Raw genomic sequence first — 20,931 nt, 5'->3', positions numbered from 1 at the left:
TTAGGCGAACAGGCCGCCGGCGATACCGGCGACACCGGTGAACGCCAGCGCCATGAGCGACGCGGTCACAAGCGTGATGGGCAGACCGCGCAGGGCGGCGGGAACCAGACGCTCGTCGATACGGCTGCGCACGAAGGCGAAGAGCACGACGGCAAGCAGAACACCCAGGCCCGCACCGACGGACGCGCCCAGGGCGGCATCCCACGTCAGGGTCTCGGCCACGGCGGCGTTGCCGAGCGCCACTGCCAGCACGGCGGCGTTGCATGCCACGATCGGGCACACGTGCAGCAGGCGCTCGCGCTCGGCAGCGGTCTTGCCGGAGCCGAGCACCGTGGCCGTGACCACGATCGCGGTCCAGCTCACGAGCACGTAAGCGAGCGGCGCGAGGAACGTGACGCCCCAAGGCTGCAGAAGCTGCGTGTACAGAGGCCAACCCAGGGCGCCCGCCACGGCGGTGGCGATGGCGATCATGGCACCGAAGCGCCAAGAGTCCTGCGGGCGAGCCGCAACCAAGATCACAGACACCATGCCGATGAGCTGGGCGAACACCAGGTTGTTATCGAGAGCGGCGGTAAACAACGCGTTCAGGAACGCCATTAGCGCTCACCTCCCTTTAGGGAAGTCGCATCGGCATCGGCGCCCTTGGCGCACATCTGCTCGATGGACTGGACGAACACGGCCACGAGTGCCAACACCAGCAGTGAGCCGGTGGGCTTGCCAAAGGCGGCGATCGGCGAGGCGGCGAGCTCGCCCATGGTGAGGCCGAAGACCTGACCGGTGGTGAGCATGCCGTTGATGAAGCCGACGAACACCAGGGTGGCGAGCACCATGGCGGCGGCGAAAGCGGCGGTGGCGAGCGGGGACTTGGCGGGCGCGACCACCAGGCCGTCGCCGGCGATCCACGCCACAACGATCGCGTTCACGGCAACGAGCGGCAGGTAGATGCCAAGCGCCTCGAACACGACGGGGTTGATGACGCGCACGCCGAAGCCGAGCAGCGTCACGACGGTGACGCTCACCATGAGCATCACCACGGTACGCGACCACGTGCCGGTAAAAGCGCGCAGCACGGGCGCGATAAGCGCCATCACGAGGATGGCGATGGCGGTCACAGCGCCGATGATAAGGCCGTTCTCGAGCGAAGTCGCGGCGAAGAGCCCCGGCAGGGCACCGGCGACCACCAGGAACGTGGGCGTGTGAACCATCTTGGAGATGCGAGCGTCCTGCTCGCGCACGATGTTCTCGTTCAGAGCCATTAGTTGCCTCCCATCTGGGCGTAGGCGGCAAAGGCGATATTCAGGCAGTCGACCACGGCACGCGAGGTGAACGTAGCGCCGGAGACGGCGTCGACGTGGGTCTGACCAGCGCCGGCCTCGTCGACCGTAAGCTCACCGGCGGCAGGTGCCCCGGCAAAACCGCCGAAGTACTCCTCGGTGAACGCATTGGTGCCGATGCCGTCGGTCTCGTCCTCGGCCACGACCTGGATACCGGCCACGGTGCCGTCGGCGTTGATGCCGACCATGAGCTCGACATCGCCGTGATAACCCTGTGCGGAGGTCACGTCGAAGACCCACGCGCCGGTATCGGCCTTGTACACGGAGTTCAGGCCCTCGACCGCGGGCGCGGACTGGGACTCGAATGACGTGGCATCCGGGAACAGCAGCTTGCGCTGCGCGCCGCCCTTGGCCTCGTCGAGCGCGAGGTCGGACGCGGCGAAGGCCCCCGCGAGGCCGTGGTGGACGCCGGCCGTCACGCCCGCGCACAGCAGGGCGACGACAAGGACGGCAAAGGCAGAGAAGATGGCGCCGTTGCGACGACGGGCCATCGGGCACTTGTTAGACGAGGGCATGCTTCACACCTCCAGCGGGCTGAGGACGCGTGTAGCGGTCGATCAGCGGGGTGAACATGTTCATGAACAGGATGGAGAACGCCACGCCCTCGGGGGCGGCGGCGAACAGGCGCACGAGCGCGGTGATGACGCCGCAGCCGATGCCGAAGATGATCTTGCCCTTCGGCGTCATGGGCGTGGTGGTGTAGTCGGTGGCCATGTAGAAGGCGCCGAGGGCGAGGCCGCCGGAGAGCACCTGGTAGATGGCGTCCTGACCGGCAAACCCGGTGATGGCGGCGACCGTGGCGATGAACGGCACGGTGGCCCAGGCGTCGACGACGCGCATCACGAGCAGGAACACATAGCCGGCGAGCAGCGTGATGATGCAGGTCTCGCCGAGCGCGCCAGCGTGCAGGCCGAACATCATGTCCATGTAGCTGTACGGCGCATCGCCGGCGGCGTTCATGGCCAGCGGGGTGGCACCGGTGATGGCGTCGAGCGGACGACCCATGATGTCGGGGTAGGCGCCGAGCGCGATGGGCATGGCGAGCATGACGAACACGCGGGCAGCGACGGCAGGGTTGGCGAAGTTGCAACCGATGCCGCCAAAGAGCATCTTCACCACGGCGATGGCGAACACGGTGCCCAGGATCGCGGGGAAATAGCCGCAATCGGCCGGCAGCGTGAAGGCGAAGAGCATGGCGGTGACCACGCAGGACAGATCGCCGGCGGTGCTCTCGCGGTTCATGAGGCGGCAGCACACATGCTCAGTCACGAGCGCCGTGGCGACGCACACCAGAACGAGCAGCGGGGCGCCGAGACCGTACAGGAACACGGAAGCCACGAGCGTGGGCAAAAGCGACAGGCACACCATGCCCATGATCCACTGCGTGGAGCCCTTGCCGTGGAAGTGAGGCGAGGCCTCGTTGATGAGGTTCATGGATTTACGCCTCCTTCTTCTCGGACGGGGCGGTCAGGCGAGCGACCTCGCCGCGATAGACGGCCTTGCCCTCGCGGATGGACGCGGTGATGCGGCGATGGGCCGGGCACACATAGGCGCAGGAACCGCACTCCATGCAGTTCATGACGGCGAGCTCGTCGAGCGCGACCACGTCATGGCTGCGAGAGGCGGAATCGAGCGCGAACGGCTCGAGGGCCAGCGGGCATGCGCGCACGCAGCGGCCGCAGCGGATGCAGGCGGTCTCGTCCGGAAGGACGGCGGCGTCATGCAGGGCCACGATGGCGTTGTTGGCCTTGAGGATCGGGCAGTCGATGTTCGTGATGGTGCGACCCATCATGGGGCCGCCCATGATGATCTTCTTCGGCTCCTTGACCATGCCGCCCGTCGCCTCGATGACGTCGCGGACGCTCATGCCGAGCGGGATGCGATAGTTGCCCGGATTGGCGATGCAGTCACCGGTGACCGTGACGGTCTTGCAGGTGAGGGGCATGCCGTAGCGGAAGTACTGCTCCACGCGGGAAATGGTGGTGACGTTGACCACGAGGCAGCCCACGTCGATGGGCAGGCCGCCGGCGGGTACGTCGCGCCCGGTCGTGGCCTTGATGAGCACCTTCTCGCCACCGGCGGGGTACTTGGTCGGGATCTCCATGACCTCGATGCGGTCCTCGCGGCCCTTCTCCTTGACCACGCGCTTGAGCTCGAGGATGGCCTCGGGCTTGTTGTCCTCGACGCCGATCACGGCGGCGGGGATCTCGAGCGCCTCGATGGTGCGGAACACGCCGTCGATCACTCGCTCGGAGTGCTCCATCATCTGACGGTAGTCGCTCGTGATGTAGGGCTCGCACTCCATGGCGTTGACCACGAGGAACTCGAAGCTCTTGCCCTCGGGGGCGCGCATCTTGAACCACGTGGGGAACGAGGCGCCACCCAGGCCGACCATGCCGGAGTCACGCACGCAGGCGATGAACTCCTCCTTGTTCGAATAGGTCGGCGGCTTGAGCGCGGGATCGGACTCCATCTTGCCGTCGGAGACGATCTCCACCACGGGTGCGGTGGCGCCCGTGGGCAGCTGCTCGGTGGCGACCTTGGTCACCGTGCCGGAGACGCTCGCGTGGATGGGCGAACCCAGGCCGTTCACCTGGCCGATCAGCGTGCCTACATATACATGATCGCCCTCGCTCACCACCGGGCTCGCCGGCGCGCCGATGTGCATGTTCAGCGGAATGAGCACTCGCTCGGGCGGAGTGATGGACGTGCAGGCAAAGTCCCGCATGTCCTTGCACTGAGGCGGATGCACACCGCCCCTTGTCTTGTGCAGAGAAAACATTGGCTTCCCTCCCATATTTCCCCCAACTGTGCGCGGCCGCGCATAAAACGCGGCCGCGACGCATATCAGGTCAAAATTGTAGCGGGTTTCACCACGATATAGACTGCCAAATGACAGATTTCTGCAGCTTGAAGCGTTTTATCGCCATCCTGAGAAAAAATGCGCACGCAAAAACAAGGCCGCCCCGGCACGCAAAACGAACCGAGGCGGCCTTTGCACCGCAAAATATGACAGTGGCGAATAGCTGGGAAGACGGTCTTTGCTAGAACCCGATACCGTGCCCTGAGAGCGCTCCGTACAGCAGGATGCCCGTCGCGGCGACGAACACCACGCCCTGGACGATGGCGTTGCGGCCGGCGCGGGTAAAGGTGATGGCTGCCATGGTGAGGTCGTCGCCGTACTTACGGGCCTGCTTGAGACCCATCGCGACGGTCGCCGCGCTGATCATGAAGCCCATGACGGGCAGAAAGAGCAGCTCGCCCTTGCTGCCGTAGCGAAGAACCTCGCCCGCGGCGTTGACCTTCATGGGCACCTGGTCGCCCAGCTCGGGGAAGGCCATGAGGACCATGAGCACGGGGACGAAGGCGATCATGAGGGCCAACAGGGCCTTCATGCCGGCGGATTTACCGTAAGAGAACATAGTGCACCTTTCAAAGATGAGCCGCCTCGTGGCGGCATTCGGAATCACATCGCGAAGGCCGCCGAGGTCTCCCCCGGCGGCCTTGAGCATCTACACGTTGAAGCGGAAGTGGACCACGTCGCCGTCCTGCATGATGTAGTCCTTGCCCTCCATGCGCAGGCGGCCGGCCTCCTTAGCGCCCTTCTCGCCGCCGAGGGCGACGTAGTCTTCGAACGCGATGGTCTCGGCCTTGATGAAGCCGCGCTCGAAATCGGTGTGGATCACGCCGGCGGCCTGCGGGGCCGTGGCGCCCTGGCGAACCGTCCAAGCGCGGACCTCGACCTCACCGGCGGTGAAGAAGCTCTGCAGGCCGAGCAGCCTGTATGCGGCCTGGGCCAGAACCTCGAGGCCGGAGCGCTCAAGCCCCAGATCAGCCAGGAACTCGGCGGCTTCCTCGGGATCGAGCTCGGAGAGCTCCGCCTCGACCTTGGCGCAGATGGGAATGGGCTTGACGCCGTCGATGGGATCGAGGTCCTCGGTGAGCATGTCCTCGTCGACATTGGCAACGTAGAGCATCGGCTTCATGGTCAGCAGGAACAGGCCCTTGGCGGCAGCGCGCTCCTCATCGGTCATCTCCATCGTGATGGCACGGTTGCCCTCGTTCAGCCACTCAACCAGACGCTTTGCCACCGCGAGCTTGGGGGCGAGCTCGGCGTCGCGCTTGGCCTCCTTCTCGAGCTTGGGAAGCTGCTTTTCGAGCGTCTGGATATCGGCCAGGATGAGCTCGGTCATGATGGTCTCGGCATCGCTCGCCGGGTCGACGAACTCGCCCGTGTGATTGGCCTCGCGCATGACATCCGGGTCCTTGAAGTAACGGACCACCTGGCAGATGGCATCGCACTCGCGGATGTTGGCCAGGAACTGGTTGCCCAGGCCCGCGCCCTCGGCGGCGGCGCCCTTCACCAGGCCGGCGATGTCGACGAACTCGACGGTGGCCGGGAGGATGCGCGCGGGGTTCACGATCTTTGCGAGCGCGTTCAGACGGTCGTCCGGCACGTCGACGATGCCGACGTTCGGGTCGATCGTGGCGAAGGGATAGTTCGCGGCCAGGCCGCCCTTCTTGGTGAGAGCGGTGAACAGCGTGGACTTGCCCACGTTGGGCAGACCGACGATTCCGATGGAAAGTGCCATGGGTTTCCTTTACTCAAAGCTCAGCGCCGCAAGCGCTGCGTATACGTAAACCTTGCCATTATAGACCGATAAATGAAAACGGGATTCCATTCATATCTACAGACTATTAGAGCGCCACTACTTCTGGCATATCTTTATTCTCAAGCAGTTTGAGCTGATAGGTCATTTCCAAATCCAACCAAAAACGTGGTGTGGTGCCCAAAGCCCGACTGAGCAGCCATGCCATCTCGGGCGTTATCGCCCTCCGCCCATGTACGATGTCAGATATCGCCGACTGCGGTTTACCGATGGCTTTCGCCAGTCTGTACTGACTAATTCCAAGCGGCTGCAGGAATTCCTCAAGCAGAATCTCCCCAGGCGTGGAAATAATCTCGTCAATGGTAGTCACAGAACTCAACCTCCCTCGCCTCCCCGTCTTTCCAGACAAAGCAAAGGCGCCATTGGGCATTCACCCTAATGCTATATTGCCCCTCTCTCGAACCGCGCAATTTCTCGAGTCGGTTGCCCGGCGGAACACGCAAGTCTTGCAACGTACTCGCAGCATCCAGCATCTGCAGCTTTCGAAACAGCACACGTTCAATACCAGCGGGAAGCTTGCAGAAATCACAGTCGGTTGGGTGCTCCCAAAATGCCTGCAAATCCGAGTTACGAAACCGCATGCTTCTCACCATACTTCCGTCTAGTAGAAGTATTACTGTATGCCAGAAGTAAGTCAAGCCAGAGCCACTCAGTCCGTACTCCCACCATCCTCTGGTTCATCAATTATAGAACACATGTTCGTGTTTGAAAACCAAAGACTCTGTTACTGCAAACGGTGAACCGATCTCGATAACTGCGTGCCGCTGGACGAGCACGTCGATGCGCGCGTACGGCGCCCCCCTCATTTGCACCCGTGAAAATTGCCTATGAGATTCCCCCGTTTGACCGACCCGAAAAGAAGATTCCCATAGACAATCCCCAACACACCATAGGCAATTCCCCCTGTGGCGTAGTCAATTCTCGCAAGGCATGGTCGATCCTCGAATTGATACAACGAACCCTCCACCGCGAAAAGCGACGGAGGGTTCGTCAACTTGAAAAGATGAGGTCCACGCGGGCGGCAACTCCGCAGTCAGGGAATCCGACGCCAGATGACGATCGCCCTACTCTACGATTAAGGGAGGTCAACTCTCTTTAGTCTGCGAGTTTTTCGATCTGGTCGAGCGCCTTGCCGAGCTTCTGCTTGACCTCGGCCTTGGCCTCCGCGTACTCCGCCTTGGCCTCTGCGGCGAGCTTGGCCTTGCGCTCGGCTTCCGGATCGGGAACAACGAGCTCGGCTCCATCGCGCTCGACCATCTTGAGGGCATGGTCGGAGCAGACCTCGGCGCACAGGCCGCAGCCGATGCAATACGTCGGCTCGATGGCGAGCTTACCGCCGTCGAGCAGGTCGCAGGCGAAGGTCGGGCACGCCTCGACACACGCGCCACACATCGTGCACTTGTCGTGGTCGAATTCGGGGAACTGCACGCGCACGTTCTCAGCAAGCTCGGGATGCTGTTGCAGCGTGGAGAGCATGAGCTGGCGCCCCTGCGTGAGGATGCGGCGACGCTTCTGCGTGGTCACGCCGCAGGCGCTGTTCAGCGTCTTCTCCAGCGCGCTCACGCGGCTCGAGTGTTCACGGATGCGCTGCGTCACGCTGGCGACGGCAGCCGTGGCAGGCGTGAGTTTGGACACCGTGAGGCCCGTCTGTCGCACGATCTTGTCCATGAACTCCTTGCGCTCGTACTCGCGACGCTTGTTGCACTTGAGGTCGCGCGGCTCGACCTCGAGGCCCATACCGCGGCCGGCCCACTCCTCGGCCTCGCCGATGGCCTCGCCGAGCATTTCCTCACCGCAGGTGTTGCGGCAGTTGGCGCAGATATCCAGCGGCAGATACACGCTCACGTTGGGGAAGTCGGTCAGGATGGAGAACCAGGTCTCGCGCGTCACGTCGCCGACGCACGCCACAAGCACCTCATTCTCGCGCGGGATGCGCTTGAGGGCGCGCGTGCAGGTGACATACGCGGTCTCATGCGCGGTGGCGGCACGGGCCACGGCGTCGTAGACCTTCTTGGGCTGCAGGCGCGGGCTCACGAAAGCCTCGGTGGGACAGGCGGCGACGCACAGGCCGCACTTGCGGCAGCTGTCCAGAACGTCGATCGCGCCGTCCTCGATCTCGATCGCGTTCACCGGGCATACGTCCATGCACGCATGGCAGCTGCTCTTCTCGGATTTGCAGGCCAGGCACGGAATGCAGTTGACGCGCGGACGTTCCTTGTAATCGGCGGGATTCCAATGCGGCTTGCTCTCGTCCACGGTGCCCAGCAGCGCGTCCGTGATGCCCCCAAAGGGATTCTTGAGGGCGTCGACGCCCTTGCTGATCTCGATGATGTCGTCGAACATATCGTGCTGCTCGGCCATGCGAACTCCCTTATCGCGCCCAGGCAAGCGCGCAGATGCGAAGCGCCCGCGATGGCGGGCGCATGTGAACCGTTAGCTGACTATTGTACCGATGCCGCGGCGGCCATGTGTGAAGACCCGACGGGGCTACTCGGCGTGTCCGGCCTTCGGCTGCCCCTCGTGGCTGGCGACGTGGAACGGATAAACCACGAGCTCCAGACCGAGCAGCAGGACATGATGGCCCAGGTTGGCAATGGGCGCGAGCAGCAGCATGGTGCCGAGCACAAGCTCGAAAATTCCGGAGGCGAGCGGAGCGACCCACTTGTGCCCGGCGGAATGCGCCTTCAGGGACTCGTCGATCTCTGCCGCGGCGTTCTCCAGACCCAGCAGGCCCCACATCACGGCGATGACGTTGAGCGACTCATGCGTGTTGAGCAGCGTGACGATGCCGAGCACGATCATGACAACGTCCGTACCCACGGTGATCTTGCCGGGATTCGAGTTGCGCTCCAGGATGTCCGTCACGATATCTGCCGCGCCGACGAACAGCATAACGCCGCCGAGGAGGTGCGGGAGATGCTCGGCCACGGGCTCGGGCATGACAAGGCACGCCACACCGAGGATGGGCAGGAGCAATGTGGCCACAAAGGCGACTTTGCCCGGGATTTTCTGACCCTTGGGATTGCGGTCGATTTCGATCTGCGACATGCGTGGAGCCTTTCGTGCAAAATGCCCGCCTCGCGTGAGGCGGGCATGCCCTATTCACGTGGCGTTTATACCCACGACAAGCAACTCCAAGCAGGCGTCAGTTATTCTTCGCACGGTCGCGATTGTAATTTATGAGACAACCGGCCTTCACAATGGCGCGTTCCTCGGACGTCATGTCGGCGACGAACAACTCAATCTGCTCGACCTCGCCATTCGCACGCACGACCCACGCGGCAATCGCATCCATCGCGCCCTCGAGCGCGGAGCGAATGCCCGGCACATACACGTAATCCCCCACCTCGAACGTGGGCTCGCCCTTCATCTGGAAGGGAACCATGCCCCAGTTCATCACGTTGGAGCGATAGCGCTTGGTGGCGTACTCGCGCGTGATGTTGGCCAGGCCGCCCAGCACGCGCTGGCAGCTGGCGGCCTGCTCACGTGCAGATCCGTCGCCGGGCTTGACCGCATAGATGGTCGACCCGATCTCCACGGACGCCGGGTCGCCCGCACCGGGCGCTCCGGCGGAGACGAGCCTATCGAACACGCCGGCGACCTCGGCAGGCACAGCACCCCCGAGACGCTGCGCCTCAAGCGCGGCCACGGCCTTGGCGCGACCCACGTATTCCGGGTCGCGGCGGCTCAGCGTGAACTCGGCGAGGCCCAGCGGGTTGGAACGATACGAGCTCGTCTCGCCCGAGGGGATCAACTCATCGGTGGTGGTCACGTCGTCCATGATCTTGGAGGCGACGCGCAGCAGGATATTCTCGGCGAGCGGCTCCATGTCCGGCCAGTCCTTGATATTGGGGCCGTACACCAGGTCGCGCTCACCCTCGGCGGCGCCGAACCCCTGATACACGCGGTGCTCGTACGCGCTTGCGTCGAAATGGTACGACACGCGCTCATCCCAAACATCCTCGGGCAGATCGGTCGCAGCGGTCAGCACGCCGCCCGCGGCCGCGGTTGCGGCAATGGAGCGCGCGTCCATGAGAGCAACGCCCGTGAGCTGGCCATTTCCGGGCTTAGAACCCTCGCGGTTGGGGAAGTTGCGGGTGGTGTGGCGAATCGACAGGCCGTTGTTGGCCGGCGTGTCGCCCGCGCCGAAGCACGGACCGCAGAACGCCGTGCGCACGATCGCACCGGCCTGCATGAGGTCGAATGCGGCACCATTGCTCGCCATCTCCAGGAACACGGGCTGGGAGCTGGGGTACACCGAGAGCGCGAACTCACCATTGCCGCAGGTCTTGCCCTTGAGTACGCGAGCGGCCTGCATCACATTGGTGAAATTGCCGCCCGAACAACCCGCGATGACGCCCTGCTGCACCTGCAGGCGACCGTCCGGACGGATCTTGTCCAGCAGGGACAGCGACGCGCGGCCACCACCCACCTCGGCGGCGCGGAGTTCGACCTCGTGCAGGATATCCTCGAGGTTGGCGTTGAGCTCCTCGATGGCGTAGGCGTTCGAGGGGTGGAACGGCAGCGCGATCATGGGGCGCACCGCGGAGAGGTCGACGCGCACGCACCCATCGTAGTAGGCGACGGGGGCAGGATTGAGCTCGCGGTAGTCCGCCTCGCGTCCGTGCTCGGCAAGATAGGAGCGCGTATCCTCGTCCGTGCGCCAAATGGAGGTGAGGCACGTCGTCTCGGTGGTCATGACATCCACGCCGTTGCGATAATCGGTCGGCATGCTCGCCACACCGGGACCGACGAACTCCATGACCGCGTTCTTCACATAGCCGCAGTCGAACACCGCGCGGATGATGGCGAGCGCGATGTCCTGCGGGCCAACGCCGGGCACCGGCGCGCCCTCGAGATACACTGCCACCACGCGGGGATAGGCCACATCGTAGGTGTCGCGCAGCAGCTGCTTGACCAGCTCGCCACCGCCCTCGCCGATAGCCATCGTGCCCAGGGCGCCATAGCGGGTGTGGGAGTCGGTACCGAGGATCATCTTGCCGCAGCCGGCCTGCATCTCGCGCATGTACTGGTGGATGACGGCGATGTGCGGCGGGACAAAGATGCCGCCGTACTTCTTTGCGGCGGACAGGCCGAAGACGTGATCGTCCTCGTTGATGGTGCCGCCCACGGCGCACAGGGTGTTGTGGCAGTTGGTGAGTACATAGGGCACGGGGAACTCGGTCATTCCCGAGGCCTTGGCCGTCTGGATCACGCCCACATAGGTGATGTCATGGCTGGCGAGTGCATCGAAGCGCAGGCGCAGGCGGTCCATGTCGCCGCTCGTGTTGTGCTCGGCAAGGATCCCATAGGCAATGGTCCCCTCGCGGGCGGCATCCGGGTTGGGAAGCTGGGGGGCGTCTTGCATGGCCCCGGACACGACCTCCTCGGAGATGATCGTCTTCCCATCCACGAGATAAACGCCACCGTTATACAGCTTCACAGGCTCTGCCATGCGCTTGCCACCCCATCCTGGTCATCGGGTCTCGTCTCCCGCGACCATGGGCGCGCGGGTACTTTATCTCGTTGCAGTATACCCGAGCCGCACAAACAGGCCTAGCGCGCAGCCCTGCCCAGCAAATAGATCATCCCAAAGAAGAGGGCGGCGGAGGCCGCAAGGCACCCGATCATGCCAAAGGCTTGGTCGAAGAGGCCCTTCACGCCGCGAGGGCGTGTCTCGTCATCGAGAGCATAGGGGTTGTACTCGTACGGATTGCGGGCATTCATCGATTGCCTCCTTATCGGCCTGCGGGCGGGCAGCCCTTTTGTTCTTGACTGCATCATCCGCCACCTGCGAAAACAGCACCATCGATTTGGCTTACGGACGCCTTGCGCTTTTGTAAGGAAGATTTCGAAATACTGAAGACGGACGGACTCGCAATACGAACATCTGTTTGCTTCTGTGGTAGACTGAGGGGCACATTCGATGAGCCGGGGAGGTGGACCATGAGGCCGATGAACGGAGGCAAGCCCGCTGCGCGCGAGCTCATAGACCGCATCATGTCGAGCGAACGCCTGCAAAGCAGCTCGCATTTCTCCGAGCGCGTGTATGAGAGCGAACCGATCCTCACCACCGGCCGCCAAATGGCGAACTACCTCCCCGAGCGCTATCGCGAAATGAAGGCCATCACCCGCTGGGAGGCCAATGCGAACGGTGGCGGACGATGGCTCTCCGAAGCCGAGCTGTTCTACCGTCAGGCGCGCTTCATGGAGGACTTCGAGGACGACTGCCCTTATCCGGGCACGTTCAATTCGTATTTCCCCACCTACAATGCGATGAGCGACCGTCAATTGCGCGGGTATTTCACCTGGCGCGCGGCGGTGCGCCGGGGCGACGTCCAAGAGTCGTGCCTCTCCTTCGCCTATGTATACCTCTACGAGCTCATCTGCGGGATTGGCATCACTAGCCCGATGGACGGCTTCCAAAAACTCAATTCGTTTTGGCAGACGTACCGCGCCTTCTCGCCCGAAATCGACCGTTACGTCCATGTGTGGCTGCAAGACTACGTTGTCTACCACGCCCTGCCCCAAAACCTGCTCGAGTCGAGCAAGACGCTCGTCTTTGATCGGGCGCTTATCACGTTGGCGCATGTCGAATGGCAACTGAGAACGGACCTTGCCGACCCCAAGCGGCAACGGCGCAAGAAGGGCGTCTCGGCAATGCCCTTACCATGCAATGCCGCAAGCGAAGACGAGCTGTTCGCCGCCATCGACACGCTCTCGACCTATCGCGTCACCGGAAGCCGCCTGTTCAAAGTCGAGCCCGAAGCGCTGCGCCACGTATGCTGCGCGGTCTATGTCCGCTTGAGCGAATACTATCTAAAACATCGCATGTACAGCCTTACGGAAAGCTGGTTCGGAGGAATGCTCACGACGCCCTACACCATGTTCGGGTCCGCGGTGTTCTTCGATCCTGTCACCCACCCGGATGCGGATTACGAATTCAACGAGGCCCATAGCTACCGTTGCGACCGGGGAATGTGGACCTGCAAGCGATTTCCAGGGGGCCTCTCCCGCAATGCCAAGCTCGGTCAGGCGATGCGCGCCGTCGACCGGATGTTGCGCGAAGCACTCGGCTTTGAACACCCGCTCAAAGAGCAAAAGAGCGTCCCAAAGTACCTTATGGGCTTTATCTCCGATGAGATTGAAGCATGGACGTCGTGGCGCAGCGCACATGCGCCCAGGCATATCGACATCGACCTCTCGCGTCTTTCAAGCATCCGCGACGCCGCGGCCATCACACGCGAGGCGCTTCTCATCGAGGAGGAGCGAGAAGGGACGGGGGCCTTGCTCGACGCCGCCGACGGCACAACGGCCAGCGCTGCCGTCCCGACGCTCGAAATGGGAAACTCGACTACAGATGAGCGGATGACGAAGCAGCCGGCGCCAGTGACCACGCCGGAGGAGGGTTCTGGGCGGGCGTTCGCTCCGACAGAGGATCCAACACCGGAGCCCATTGCCGGCGCGGGGCCGACGAACGGCCTTTCCCCTGCCGCCGCCGCTTATCTGCGCGCACTCGTCGAAGGGGACGAAGGCGCCGCCGATGCCGTCATCAAACGGGCTTCTGTCTCGGAGGACATCTTGGTCGACACCATCAACGAGGCCCTTTTCGAGCTCGTTGGGGACACCGTGGTCGAATACGGGCCAAATGGACCCGAGTTGATCGACGATTACCGCGAAGACGTGGAAGGATTTCTGAACCATGAGTAGCCAGCCAGCCGCACCGCGCGTCCCCAAGCGCGTCGCCGCCGTGATCTTGAACTCCCTCAAGGGAGGCGTTGTCCCGCGCATCGGTCTGCCCTACATCACCGTCGGTCGCGAAGTCGAGATTCAGGCCCTTCTCACCGATCTTGCGCTCATCTCCGACGGAGGGGCGAGCTTCCGCTTCCTGGTAGGCCGATACGGCGCGGGCAAGAGCTTCCTTCTGCAGACCATCCGCACCCACGCCATGGGCGAGGGCTTCGTGGTCGCCGACGCCGACCTCTCCCCCGAGCGTCGCCTGCAAGGCGGCCAGGGACAGGGCCTCGCCACCTATCGTGAGCTCATCCGCAACCTCTCCACCAAAACGCGACCCGAGGGCGGGGCGCTCACCCTGATCCTCGACAAATGGGTCGCCAACATTCAGGCGGAAGAGGAGGCCGCGGCGGCGGGCCGCTCAACGGGCACGGGGCTGCGCGAGCAATTTGCCAACCTCGAAGAGATGGTTCACGGATTCGAATTCACGCGCGTTCTGGGCATGTACCGGGCAGCCTGCGCCCAAGGCGATGACGAGATGAAGAGCCGCGCCGTCAAATGGCTGCGCGGCGAGTACCGCACCAAGACGGAAGCCCGAGCAGAGCTGGGGATAAGCACCATCATCGATGATGACTCCTGGTACGACTGCATCAAGCTGTTCGCGCGCTTTCTCACCGGAGCGGGCTACCGGGGCATGCTCATCCTCATCGACGAGTTGGTCAACCTGTACAAGATCCCCAACGCCATCACACGTCAATACAACTACGAGAAGATCTTGCAGATGTATAACGACACGCTGCAGGGCAAAGCCCAGCATCTTGGCATCATCATGGGCGGCACACCGACTTCCATCGAAGACCGCAGGCGTGGCGTGTTCTCTTACGAGGCGCTGCGCAGCCGTCTCACGCAGGGGCGTTTCGCTCGCGAGGGGATGCGCGACATGCTCGCCCCCATCATCAGGCTGCAGCCGCTCACCTATGAGGAACTGCTCGTGCTCATTGAAAAGCTCGCGCAAATCCATGCCGGATATTTTGGCTACGAAGGCGATCTGGACGAGGAGGATCTGGCGGACTTCCTCAAAATCGAGTTCGGCCGCGTGGGTGCCGACACGCACCTCACGCCGCGTGAAGTCATCCGCGATTTCATCGAGCTGTTGGACATCATGTGCCAGAACCCCGACGTCACCCTCAAAGACCTGCTCAACGGAGAAGGCGGGTCGGACGGCGGCTGCACATTCCTCTCAACATCCGCAAACGGCTCCGCCACCGGCGACGATGCGCCTTTCGCCGAGTTCACCATTTAGGATCAGCCGTAACGCCTGATCGCGCGCTGCACGCAGGCGCGCTCGTAGACGATGTTTGTAACCAAAAAACGCCCGGCACCACTATCGAGGTGTCGGGCGTTTGCCGATTCGAGCTGAATCGCATCGAACTGCGAGGGCCTACGCCTCCGCTCGGGAGACGGCGCGCTTCACGCCCAGCAAGATGAGCACGATGCTCACGCCGAGCACGATATGGCCGAGACCGGCAATACCGGAAATCGCCGCATCCATACCGTGAGCAAGCTCAATGCCGAGCACCTGCGGAATGCCGCGCACCACGAGCATCGCCGCGGTGGCGTTGAGACCGATGTGATACGCCGTCACGGCGCGGCTCACTTTGGAATCGGTGATGTGCAGGGCGTTCTCAAGCAACACAAGCAAGAGAAAGACGATCATGCCCAACGCAAAGTAATGAGTGTGGACGAACGCGAGGGTCGTTGCCCCCTCGAAACCATTGAACTTTGTGAACTCACGGAAGAACACGCCTCCCACCATGGCGAGAATCGCGTAAATCAAAGCACTGTTGGCATACTTCTTCATGACAGTTCCTTTCAATCGCTCCCAATTGTTTCTTATTCTATTGCATATATGACATGAACCCCGGAGATCTTCGTTCAGCCGAGGTCCACGCCTACTCGGCACGCGTTATGCCCATCGCCCGCCCATCTCAACGCGAAACGACCGCCCGCGACCATGGTTTAGCGGAACGAACGCAAGCGCTCTTTTGCCTCAACGGAAATGCGCCGACTCTCGCAGGCCTTTTGGATTGCCTTGCGGCGCGTCCATTCATCAAGCAGCGCGCATTCATCCCGACGTTCCACATACGGCCATGCCGCCATTGGCTGCCTGACCAGTGCCTCCGCGAAGTACCATGCCCGCATCATGTCAACGTAGTAGGCGTCCGATTCTGGCTCGGGGCGCTCGGGCGAACCTGGCATGCGCGCAGCCGCAACCATCGCCGGAAACCTCGACTCGAACAGGTCGTCCAAAAACAGACGCATGAGAACTCCGATGCCGAAGCGCACGGTGAAACCGTGCTCCGAGCCCATCCAACGCCGCACGCACTCCAGCGTTCGGGCAGGCTGCTCGGCCAGCACTCGCACTGGCAGCTGGTCACATGTCGCCCAATTGTCTACATGCGGCAAAAACAAGTCATACAGCTCAACCACCCGCTCGTACTCGCGTTCCATTCCGATGGCAAACGCGTGGACTTGATTCTCCTCAAACAGGGCATGCGGAAGGGAGCGCATATAGTCCGATGCATCGTCGCGTCGATACAGTTCGCGAGTAATCTTTCGCAACTGCGGCGTGCGAACGCCAACAAGCCGACGGGGATCGACCGTAGGAACGAGCGGCCTCATGAATGCGGCGTAGTTGGGGTCCACGTAGTTTGCCAAACTCCTGCGAACGAATTCGGCAGCGGTGTCCTCGCCAAAACCTGGAAGCTCACGCCGCAGTACGTCCTCAAGCGGCTCATGCTTGGACCGCTCCAGAAGCTTGTCTTTTTGCTCACGGGAAAGCTGCTTGAAGTGAGCCTCCGCGCTCATCGCACGAGTTTTCGAGTAAAACCGGGCCTGAGCGACAAGGCTAACGGGCGCATGGGATTTAGTGTACTTGGCACCGCGGCCCGACTGATGGGCCGCCAAGCGCGCCTGAACATCAGTCGCATACCCGGTATAAAGGCTTCCGTCGCCGCAGGCGAGCACATACATGTAGTGATCGAATGGCGACATCGGACCCCTTTCTTGAACTCCATCCCCAGCAGAACGGGCGCTCCCACGCCCCAGCAACACTAGTCTAACTGCCTCGGCTCTAAGCAGCTCGTTTGCACGGATGACGACTGCTACGATAAACGGGCCCACCGGCTTTATGCAGCCCCCACATGGAAGATTCTCTATGCGCTCGATACTCATGGTTGGCAACAGCCTAACCTCAGCCAACAACATGCCCCAGACGCTCGAGTCCATCTTGGGTGCCGAGGTCGTCGCCATTACGCGCGGCGGAGCGCGGTTGGCGGAGTTTTCGAATGAGAAAACCCGAACAGGGCAGCGTGTGCGGGAAGCACTTTCATCTGGAGGCTTTGACCTGGTCATAATGCAAGACATGAGCCACCTCGCCGCAACGAATCCGGAGGCGCATGTGCGCTCCGTTGCGGCGATGAGCAAGTTGGCCAGGAGTCATGACGCCTCTCCGCTCCTGTATGGCACCTGGGGATATCTGGTCGGATGCCCTCGTCTCGAAAAACTTGGGATGACCGCGGAAAAGATGTGCAAGCTCATGAGCGCAGGGGGCCAGCAGGCGGCAGATGTAGCTTGCGTGCCGCTGATCGACATGGCGAGCGTAGCCGCCCGATATGAGAAGCCAGAAGATCTCTACGCTGCAGACGGGATTCATCCAAGCAAAGCCGGATCCCTGCTCATTGCGAACCGTATTACAGACCTTGTTGAAGATTTACTTGCCTCTAGATGAGGCCCGCGCGCTCTTTGGAGCGCCGGGCGTCGTGCGTTTTCGCAATCGTGGTCAAAATGCCCTGATGGTGCGCTGACTTGACGCCGGGGTGGGCGCAAAAACCTTATACATTTCTCAAATGACGGTCATCTGTTCATTATCTTTTCTCCTCAGCCCTATCCGGAGATCGAAATGAGGGAGAAATGCCGGGCACCGCGGGTTTCGCAGTCGTTTTCCGGCTTCCTTTAGCGCACAATCAGGGTATTTTGACCAAACTCAGAAAAACGAACGGCCACCAGCAGGCGAAAAACGCGATTTTCAGCCGATACGTTTTTTGCTCTGCATAGACACCGGCAATTACCTGCGGCGATTCGATAGCCCGTGTATAACCCCACTCGCCCTTCTATGTGACAAAGTCACAATCATTTCCTGATATGCTGAAATCGAACAAAGCCAAGAGAAAGGCACGACATGAACCGTCGTACATTCCTAATCGCTGCTTCTCTCACAGGCGTTACCGCGCTCGCCGGGCTCACCGGCTGCTTTGGCGCGGCCGCCGGCAGCAACGGCAGCAATGCTGCGAATGGCAGCAGCAACTCTAGCTCCTACCAGCAGGTTGACGCCGAAACCGCAAAAGAGCTCATGGATACCGAGGACGATTACGTCATCCTCGACGCTCGCACGCAGGCCGAGTACGACGAAGGCCACATCCCCGACGCCATCCTCATCCCGCACGACACCGTGGCAACCGCCGCCGAGGACGCACTGCCCGACAAGGACCAGCTCATCCTCGTATACTGCCGCAGCGGCAATCGCAGCAAGCAGGCCTCGCAAACACTCGTGGACCTCGGCTACACCAATGTCGTCGAGTTCGGGGGCATCAACAGCTGGCCCTACGAGGTCGAATAGCGGCCGCCCGCCGGGCTCGACCGCACCCCGATTTTACCAAGCAAAACACCCTTAAAAACAGATGGGGGCGCGGCCAGATTTCCCTGGTCGCACCCCCTTTCCCACATCTGCCGATCTACAGCTTTCGCGTCGTGCAGTTCGTCAGGTGCTTCGTGTCGCCGATGACCAACCTCTCGGTCTCCTCATCCCAATTGAAGTAAATCCGGATGAATTGCGGGCTGTTCGGATCTCCCACACTCGAACAGATATGCGGCTCGATAAACAGCCTCCGTCCCTGATACTCATCCTTGCGCTCACGCATAAACTTGGAGTTCGCCCTGGTCTGCGGCCCTTCGCCACGTGCGAACTTAAACCGCGACCGACTGTTGAACTCACCGATCTTATCCGCGGCGCCATCGCGATACAGCGGGTACAAAACCGTGCACATACTATGCAAGGCGCTCCAAAATGCCCTGGGTTCGTACCTGCAATCCTCCAACGATGCCCATCCGCGCTCGCTAAAATCTATCCGGTCGGGAAATGCCGAAACGAACAGCCTGGCAATAGCCGGGATAGTGAGCTCAGAAGTATCCGCCATCGCCGTCGCAGCGCCATCCTCTGCCGCGTTGCCGCCTTGCGAGCCGAGCGCATGCTCGAGCCAGGCGATGCGCGCCTCGAGATCATGGTTCGTCTGCCTGCTTTGCCTCAGCTCCTCGCGCATGGCATCGCACTCGTCCTCGGCAAGGCGCGCGAGGCCCTCGGCTTCATCGAGCATCTCTTTGACCTGATCGAGCGCCATATCTTGAATCTGCTCGGCACGGCGCTTGAACGCAAGCTCCTTTCCGGCATTGCGATTGAGCCGATTGACGTCCTCGATGCGGACCGAGGTGTCGCGCGCGAGCACGTCCTCGGCGAGCGCACGGCGCAAGATGGCCATGTAGTGCTCCGCCCCTTGCTCGCGGATATCCGCAGCGGAAAAGAACCGGTGGTTGAAACCATCCCCCACAATGCCGAAGTGCGGATGAGGAGCGTACACGCGAACGGCTCCCCCGTAGCATCGTAGCGACTCGTCCTCGAACTCCGCGTTGAGCACGTCCATGGCGCTGCAATCCACGGTGTAGTACACGGTCGCGTTGGGACCGAGCTGAGACGCAAGCGCCTCGGGATCGATCAGGCACTCGCCAGCGCGGGTGGGGCTGATCACGATGGCGGGGGCTTCGCGATAGGGATTCGCGAGACGCTCGTGAATACCGGGGGCATCGGAGCATGAGAATTCAACCGGGGCGAGCCCGAACTCACATCCGTCTATCGTGCAAACGAGCCTATCGTTTTCCAGCATACTGGCGATCAACTTGGGCACGTTCGGCTTTGGCGCAGGTTGCAGCGGACCGATGTAGCCCGGCATGTCGCTGAACATCGTGATGATCGAGACGGTGCCGCGGTCGACCGAATGACCTTCGAACCCGACCTCGGTTATCCAGCGGCGCGGGGCGCAGCCGGGCGCCCTCTGGTCCTCCACATGCTGGCACGCCCATGTCTGGGCAAACTCGCCGTGATGAAGCGCGGCGTAGAGCCTGACGCTGCCATCTGGGGATTCGAGCATTTCACCGCTTTTGAGCTTGCTCCAAAAGCGCATCTCCTGGGGCAGGGAGTATCCGTCACGGCGGGCCTTGCGCAATGACCAGTCGCGTACGCTCAGAACGAGAGACCACAGGACATCCTCGCCTTGAGGCGCCTCTATTTCGAACCTCGCCTTGAAGAACATCGTGCGATCGAGATCGATCATAGTGCTCCTTCCCAGCCCTTACGTGATATCGACCACGCGCAGCGACTCGCCGTCGACGGTGAACGCCACGTCGAGCCCCGCGTAGGCCAAATGATACACGCGCTCGGGCTCGTGCTTGCTGCCGGCGCGGCGCGGGTCCTGGCGCAGCACCTCGATGAGACCTGCAAGCTTGGGCGAGGGGATGATCTTGCGCAGCTCGGCGGGGAAATCGACCTCGAGCTCCCGCCATGGCGCGCGGTCGATCCAGCCGCCCGTGGCATCGGGATGGCTGTCGGCGAAGGGGATGTAGGGCTTGATGTCGAAAATCGGCGTGCCGTCGCGCAAGTCCGCGGCGAGCACGTGAATCACGGGGGCGCCGTCGACGATCTCGACGCGATCGAGCTTCACGCAGGTCAGACCGATGGGATTGGGCCGAAAGGGGCTGCGCGTGGCAAAGACGCCGCGACGTTCGGAGCCGCCCAGACGGGGCGGGCGCACGGTGGGGGTCCACTTCGCCGTGGTACCGGGCTTGCTGGCAGTCGCCGCATCCGTGGCGATATCGGCCGCCGTTCCACCGGGCGTGCCGTTTTCGAACTCCCAGAGCAGCCACAGATGGCTGAACTCCTCCAAGCCCGCCACGGCCTGCGGCAGTGCGAACTCGGGCTCGAACACGATGCGCCCCTGCAGATGCGGAGCCAAGAAGCTGTTGCGCGGAATGCCAAACTTCTGTGGCAGGTCCGTCTCGATATGCGCGATGGGCGTCATTTCCAT

Annotated in this window: 21 protein-coding genes; 4 read left to right on the top strand and 17 right to left on the bottom strand. The window is 62.3% G+C overall.

Annotated elements, in window-relative coordinates:
• The 13 genes from FY258_RS01485 to FY258_RS01425 all read right to left on the bottom strand — a co-directional run bounded on the left by FY258_RS01485 (nucleotide 1) and on the right by FY258_RS01425 (nucleotide 11,731).
• Nucleotides 1-597 carry an Rnf-Nqr domain containing protein gene (locus FY258_RS01485; protein ID WP_118102560.1) on the bottom strand — a complete coding sequence of 199 codons (597 nt, stop codon included), beginning with the start codon at nucleotides 595-597 and terminating at the stop codon, nucleotides 1-3.
• Nucleotides 597-1,256: an Rnf-Nqr domain containing protein gene (locus FY258_RS01480; protein WP_118102558.1), complete on the bottom strand. Its 660-nt coding sequence runs from the start codon at nucleotides 1,254-1,256 to the stop codon at nucleotides 597-599. Before FY258_RS01480 ends, FY258_RS01485 begins: the two co-directional genes overlap by 1 nt.
• Nucleotides 1,256-1,849, bottom strand: coding sequence for an FMN-binding protein (locus tag FY258_RS01475; RefSeq protein WP_259324397.1), 594 nt, complete (start codon nucleotides 1,847-1,849; stop codon nucleotides 1,256-1,258). The genes FY258_RS01480 and FY258_RS01475 overlap by 1 nt, the downstream gene beginning before the upstream one ends.
• A complete protein-coding gene (locus FY258_RS01470; protein WP_118102554.1) occupies nucleotides 1,836-2,768 on the bottom strand; it encodes an RnfABCDGE type electron transport complex subunit D in 933 nt (310 codons plus the stop codon). The genes FY258_RS01475 and FY258_RS01470 overlap by 14 nt, the downstream gene beginning before the upstream one ends.
• Nucleotides 2,769-2,772: 4 nt before the next feature.
• Complete coding sequence (gene rsxC, locus FY258_RS01465) at nucleotides 2,773-4,116, bottom strand: electron transport complex subunit RsxC (RefSeq protein ID WP_118102552.1); 1,344 nt, start codon at nucleotides 4,114-4,116, stop codon at nucleotides 2,773-2,775.
• Between the two features lie 262 nt (nucleotides 4,117-4,378).
• Nucleotides 4,379-4,756: a DUF1648 domain-containing protein gene (locus FY258_RS01460; RefSeq protein ID WP_226803338.1), complete on the bottom strand. Its 378-nt coding sequence runs from the start codon at nucleotides 4,754-4,756 to the stop codon at nucleotides 4,379-4,381.
• A 90-nt stretch (nucleotides 4,757-4,846) separates the two neighbouring features.
• Nucleotides 4,847-5,926: a redox-regulated ATPase YchF gene (ychF, locus tag FY258_RS01455; protein WP_118102548.1), complete on the bottom strand. Its 1,080-nt coding sequence runs from the start codon at nucleotides 5,924-5,926 to the stop codon at nucleotides 4,847-4,849.
• 106 nt (nucleotides 5,927-6,032) lie between these two features.
• Nucleotides 6,033-6,314, bottom strand: coding sequence for a HigA family addiction module antitoxin (locus FY258_RS01450; RefSeq protein WP_259324396.1), 282 nt, complete (start codon nucleotides 6,312-6,314; stop codon nucleotides 6,033-6,035).
• Entirely contained in the window at nucleotides 6,301-6,585 is a 285-nt protein-coding gene (locus tag FY258_RS01445; protein WP_259324395.1) for a type II toxin-antitoxin system RelE/ParE family toxin, read from the bottom strand. The genes FY258_RS01450 and FY258_RS01445 overlap by 14 nt, the downstream gene beginning before the upstream one ends.
• Nucleotides 6,586-7,099: 514 nt before the next feature.
• A complete protein-coding gene (locus tag FY258_RS01440; RefSeq protein ID WP_118102542.1) occupies nucleotides 7,100-8,365 on the bottom strand; it encodes a 4Fe-4S binding protein in 1,266 nt (421 codons plus the stop codon).
• 126 nt (nucleotides 8,366-8,491) lie between these two features.
• Entirely contained in the window at nucleotides 8,492-9,052 is a 561-nt protein-coding gene (locus tag FY258_RS01435; RefSeq protein ID WP_118102540.1) for a DUF308 domain-containing protein, read from the bottom strand.
• 97 nt (nucleotides 9,053-9,149) lie between these two features.
• A complete protein-coding gene (locus tag FY258_RS01430; protein WP_118102538.1) occupies nucleotides 9,150-11,459 on the bottom strand; it encodes a hydratase in 2,310 nt (769 codons plus the stop codon).
• A gap of 101 nt (nucleotides 11,460-11,560) precedes the next feature.
• A complete protein-coding gene (locus FY258_RS01425) occupies nucleotides 11,561-11,731 on the bottom strand; it encodes a hypothetical protein (protein WP_182279360.1) in 171 nt (56 codons plus the stop codon).
• 219 nt (nucleotides 11,732-11,950) lie between these two features.
• Between FY258_RS01425 and FY258_RS01420 the strand changes: the two genes are divergently transcribed.
• Nucleotides 11,951-13,714: a TerB N-terminal domain-containing protein gene (locus FY258_RS01420; RefSeq protein WP_118102536.1), complete on the top strand. Its 1,764-nt coding sequence runs from the start codon at nucleotides 11,951-11,953 to the stop codon at nucleotides 13,712-13,714.
• Nucleotides 13,707-15,041: an ATP-binding protein gene (locus FY258_RS01415; RefSeq protein ID WP_118102534.1), complete on the top strand. Its 1,335-nt coding sequence runs from the start codon at nucleotides 13,707-13,709 to the stop codon at nucleotides 15,039-15,041. The genes FY258_RS01420 and FY258_RS01415 overlap by 8 nt, the downstream gene beginning before the upstream one ends.
• 138 nt (nucleotides 15,042-15,179) lie before the next feature.
• Here the strand turns inward: FY258_RS01415 and FY258_RS01410 are convergent, their stop codons facing one another.
• Nucleotides 15,180-15,599 carry a DUF2871 domain-containing protein gene (locus FY258_RS01410; RefSeq protein ID WP_118102532.1) on the bottom strand — a complete coding sequence of 140 codons (420 nt, stop codon included), beginning with the start codon at nucleotides 15,597-15,599 and terminating at the stop codon, nucleotides 15,180-15,182.
• A gap of 158 nt (nucleotides 15,600-15,757) precedes the next feature.
• Entirely contained in the window at nucleotides 15,758-16,771 is a 1,014-nt protein-coding gene (locus FY258_RS01405; RefSeq protein WP_259324394.1) for a DNA alkylation repair protein, read from the bottom strand.
• Nucleotides 16,772-16,955: 184 nt separating this feature from the next.
• Between FY258_RS01405 and FY258_RS01400 the strand changes: the two genes are divergently transcribed.
• Complete coding sequence (locus FY258_RS01400; RefSeq protein WP_259324393.1) at nucleotides 16,956-17,528, top strand: SGNH/GDSL hydrolase family protein; 573 nt, start codon at nucleotides 16,956-16,958, stop codon at nucleotides 17,526-17,528.
• A 450-nt stretch (nucleotides 17,529-17,978) separates the two neighbouring features.
• Entirely contained in the window at nucleotides 17,979-18,416 is a 438-nt protein-coding gene (locus FY258_RS01395) for a rhodanese-like domain-containing protein (protein WP_118102528.1), read from the top strand.
• A 115-nt stretch (nucleotides 18,417-18,531) separates the two neighbouring features.
• On the opposite strand, the gene FY258_RS01390 is transcribed toward FY258_RS01395, so the two are convergent.
• Nucleotides 18,532-20,181 (bottom strand): coiled-coil domain-containing protein, encoded by a 1,650-nt coding sequence (locus FY258_RS01390; RefSeq protein WP_118102527.1) that lies wholly within the window; start codon nucleotides 20,179-20,181, stop codon nucleotides 18,532-18,534.
• A gap of 18 nt (nucleotides 20,182-20,199) precedes the next feature.
• The gene (gene tsaA, locus FY258_RS01385; RefSeq protein WP_118102526.1) at nucleotides 20,200-20,931 is read right to left on the bottom strand and encodes a tRNA (N6-threonylcarbamoyladenosine(37)-N6)-methyltransferase TrmO; all 732 of its coding nucleotides are present in this window, start codon (nucleotides 20,929-20,931) and stop codon (nucleotides 20,200-20,202) included.

Source organism: Collinsella intestinalis, assembly GCF_902364775.2.
Lineage (GTDB): Bacteria > Actinomycetota > Coriobacteriia > Coriobacteriales > Coriobacteriaceae > Collinsella.
Note: the sequence above shows the minus strand (reverse complement) of the source record. Positions and strands in the feature narration are given on the sequence as shown.

Bases quoted from the DNA above. Each gene is read 5' to 3' on its own strand.
- FY258_RS01400 (WP_259324393.1), top strand. From the start codon at position 16,956: ATGCGCTCGATACTCATGGTTGGCAACAGCCTAACCTCAGCCAACAAC.
- FY258_RS01415 (WP_118102534.1), top strand. From the start codon at position 13,707: ATGAGTAGCCAGCCAGCCGCACCGCGCGTCCCCAAGCGCGTCGCCGCC.
- FY258_RS01420 (WP_118102536.1), top strand. From the start codon at position 11,951: ATGAGGCCGATGAACGGAGGCAAGCCCGCTGCGCGCGAGCTCATAGAC.
- FY258_RS01445 (WP_259324395.1), bottom strand. From the start codon at position 6,585: ATGCGGTTTCGTAACTCGGATTTGCAGGCATTTTGGGAGCACCCAACC.
- FY258_RS01470 (WP_118102554.1), bottom strand. From the start codon at position 2,768: ATGAACCTCATCAACGAGGCCTCGCCTCACTTCCACGGCAAGGGCTCC.
- FY258_RS01430 (WP_118102538.1), bottom strand. From the start codon at position 11,459: ATGGCAGAGCCTGTGAAGCTGTATAACGGTGGCGTTTATCTCGTGGAT.
- FY258_RS01460 (WP_226803338.1), bottom strand. From the start codon at position 4,756: ATGTTCTCTTACGGTAAATCCGCCGGCATGAAGGCCCTGTTGGCCCTC.
- FY258_RS01485 (WP_118102560.1), bottom strand. From the start codon at position 597: ATGGCGTTCCTGAACGCGTTGTTTACCGCCGCTCTCGATAACAACCTG.
- FY258_RS01410 (WP_118102532.1), bottom strand. From the start codon at position 15,599: ATGAAGAAGTATGCCAACAGTGCTTTGATTTACGCGATTCTCGCCATG.
- FY258_RS01440 (WP_118102542.1), bottom strand. From the start codon at position 8,365: ATGGCCGAGCAGCACGATATGTTCGACGACATCATCGAGATCAGCAAG.
- rsxC (WP_118102552.1), bottom strand. From the start codon at position 4,116: ATGTTTTCTCTGCACAAGACAAGGGGCGGTGTGCATCCGCCTCAGTGC.
- tsaA (WP_118102526.1), bottom strand. From the start codon at position 20,931: ATGGAAATGACGCCCATCGCGCATATCGAGACGGACCTGCCACAGAAG.
- FY258_RS01475 (WP_259324397.1), bottom strand. From the start codon at position 1,849: ATGCCCTCGTCTAACAAGTGCCCGATGGCCCGTCGTCGCAACGGCGCC.
- FY258_RS01395 (WP_118102528.1), top strand. From the start codon at position 17,979: ATGAACCGTCGTACATTCCTAATCGCTGCTTCTCTCACAGGCGTTACC.
- FY258_RS01405 (WP_259324394.1), bottom strand. From the start codon at position 16,771: ATGTATGTGCTCGCCTGCGGCGACGGAAGCCTTTATACCGGGTATGCG.
- FY258_RS01480 (WP_118102558.1), bottom strand. From the start codon at position 1,256: ATGGCTCTGAACGAGAACATCGTGCGCGAGCAGGACGCTCGCATCTCC.
- FY258_RS01435 (WP_118102540.1), bottom strand. From the start codon at position 9,052: ATGTCGCAGATCGAAATCGACCGCAATCCCAAGGGTCAGAAAATCCCG.
- FY258_RS01425 (WP_182279360.1), bottom strand. From the start codon at position 11,731: ATGAATGCCCGCAATCCGTACGAGTACAACCCCTATGCTCTCGATGAC.
- FY258_RS01390 (WP_118102527.1), bottom strand. From the start codon at position 20,181: ATGATCGATCTCGATCGCACGATGTTCTTCAAGGCGAGGTTCGAAATA.
- ychF (WP_118102548.1), bottom strand. From the start codon at position 5,926: ATGGCACTTTCCATCGGAATCGTCGGTCTGCCCAACGTGGGCAAGTCC.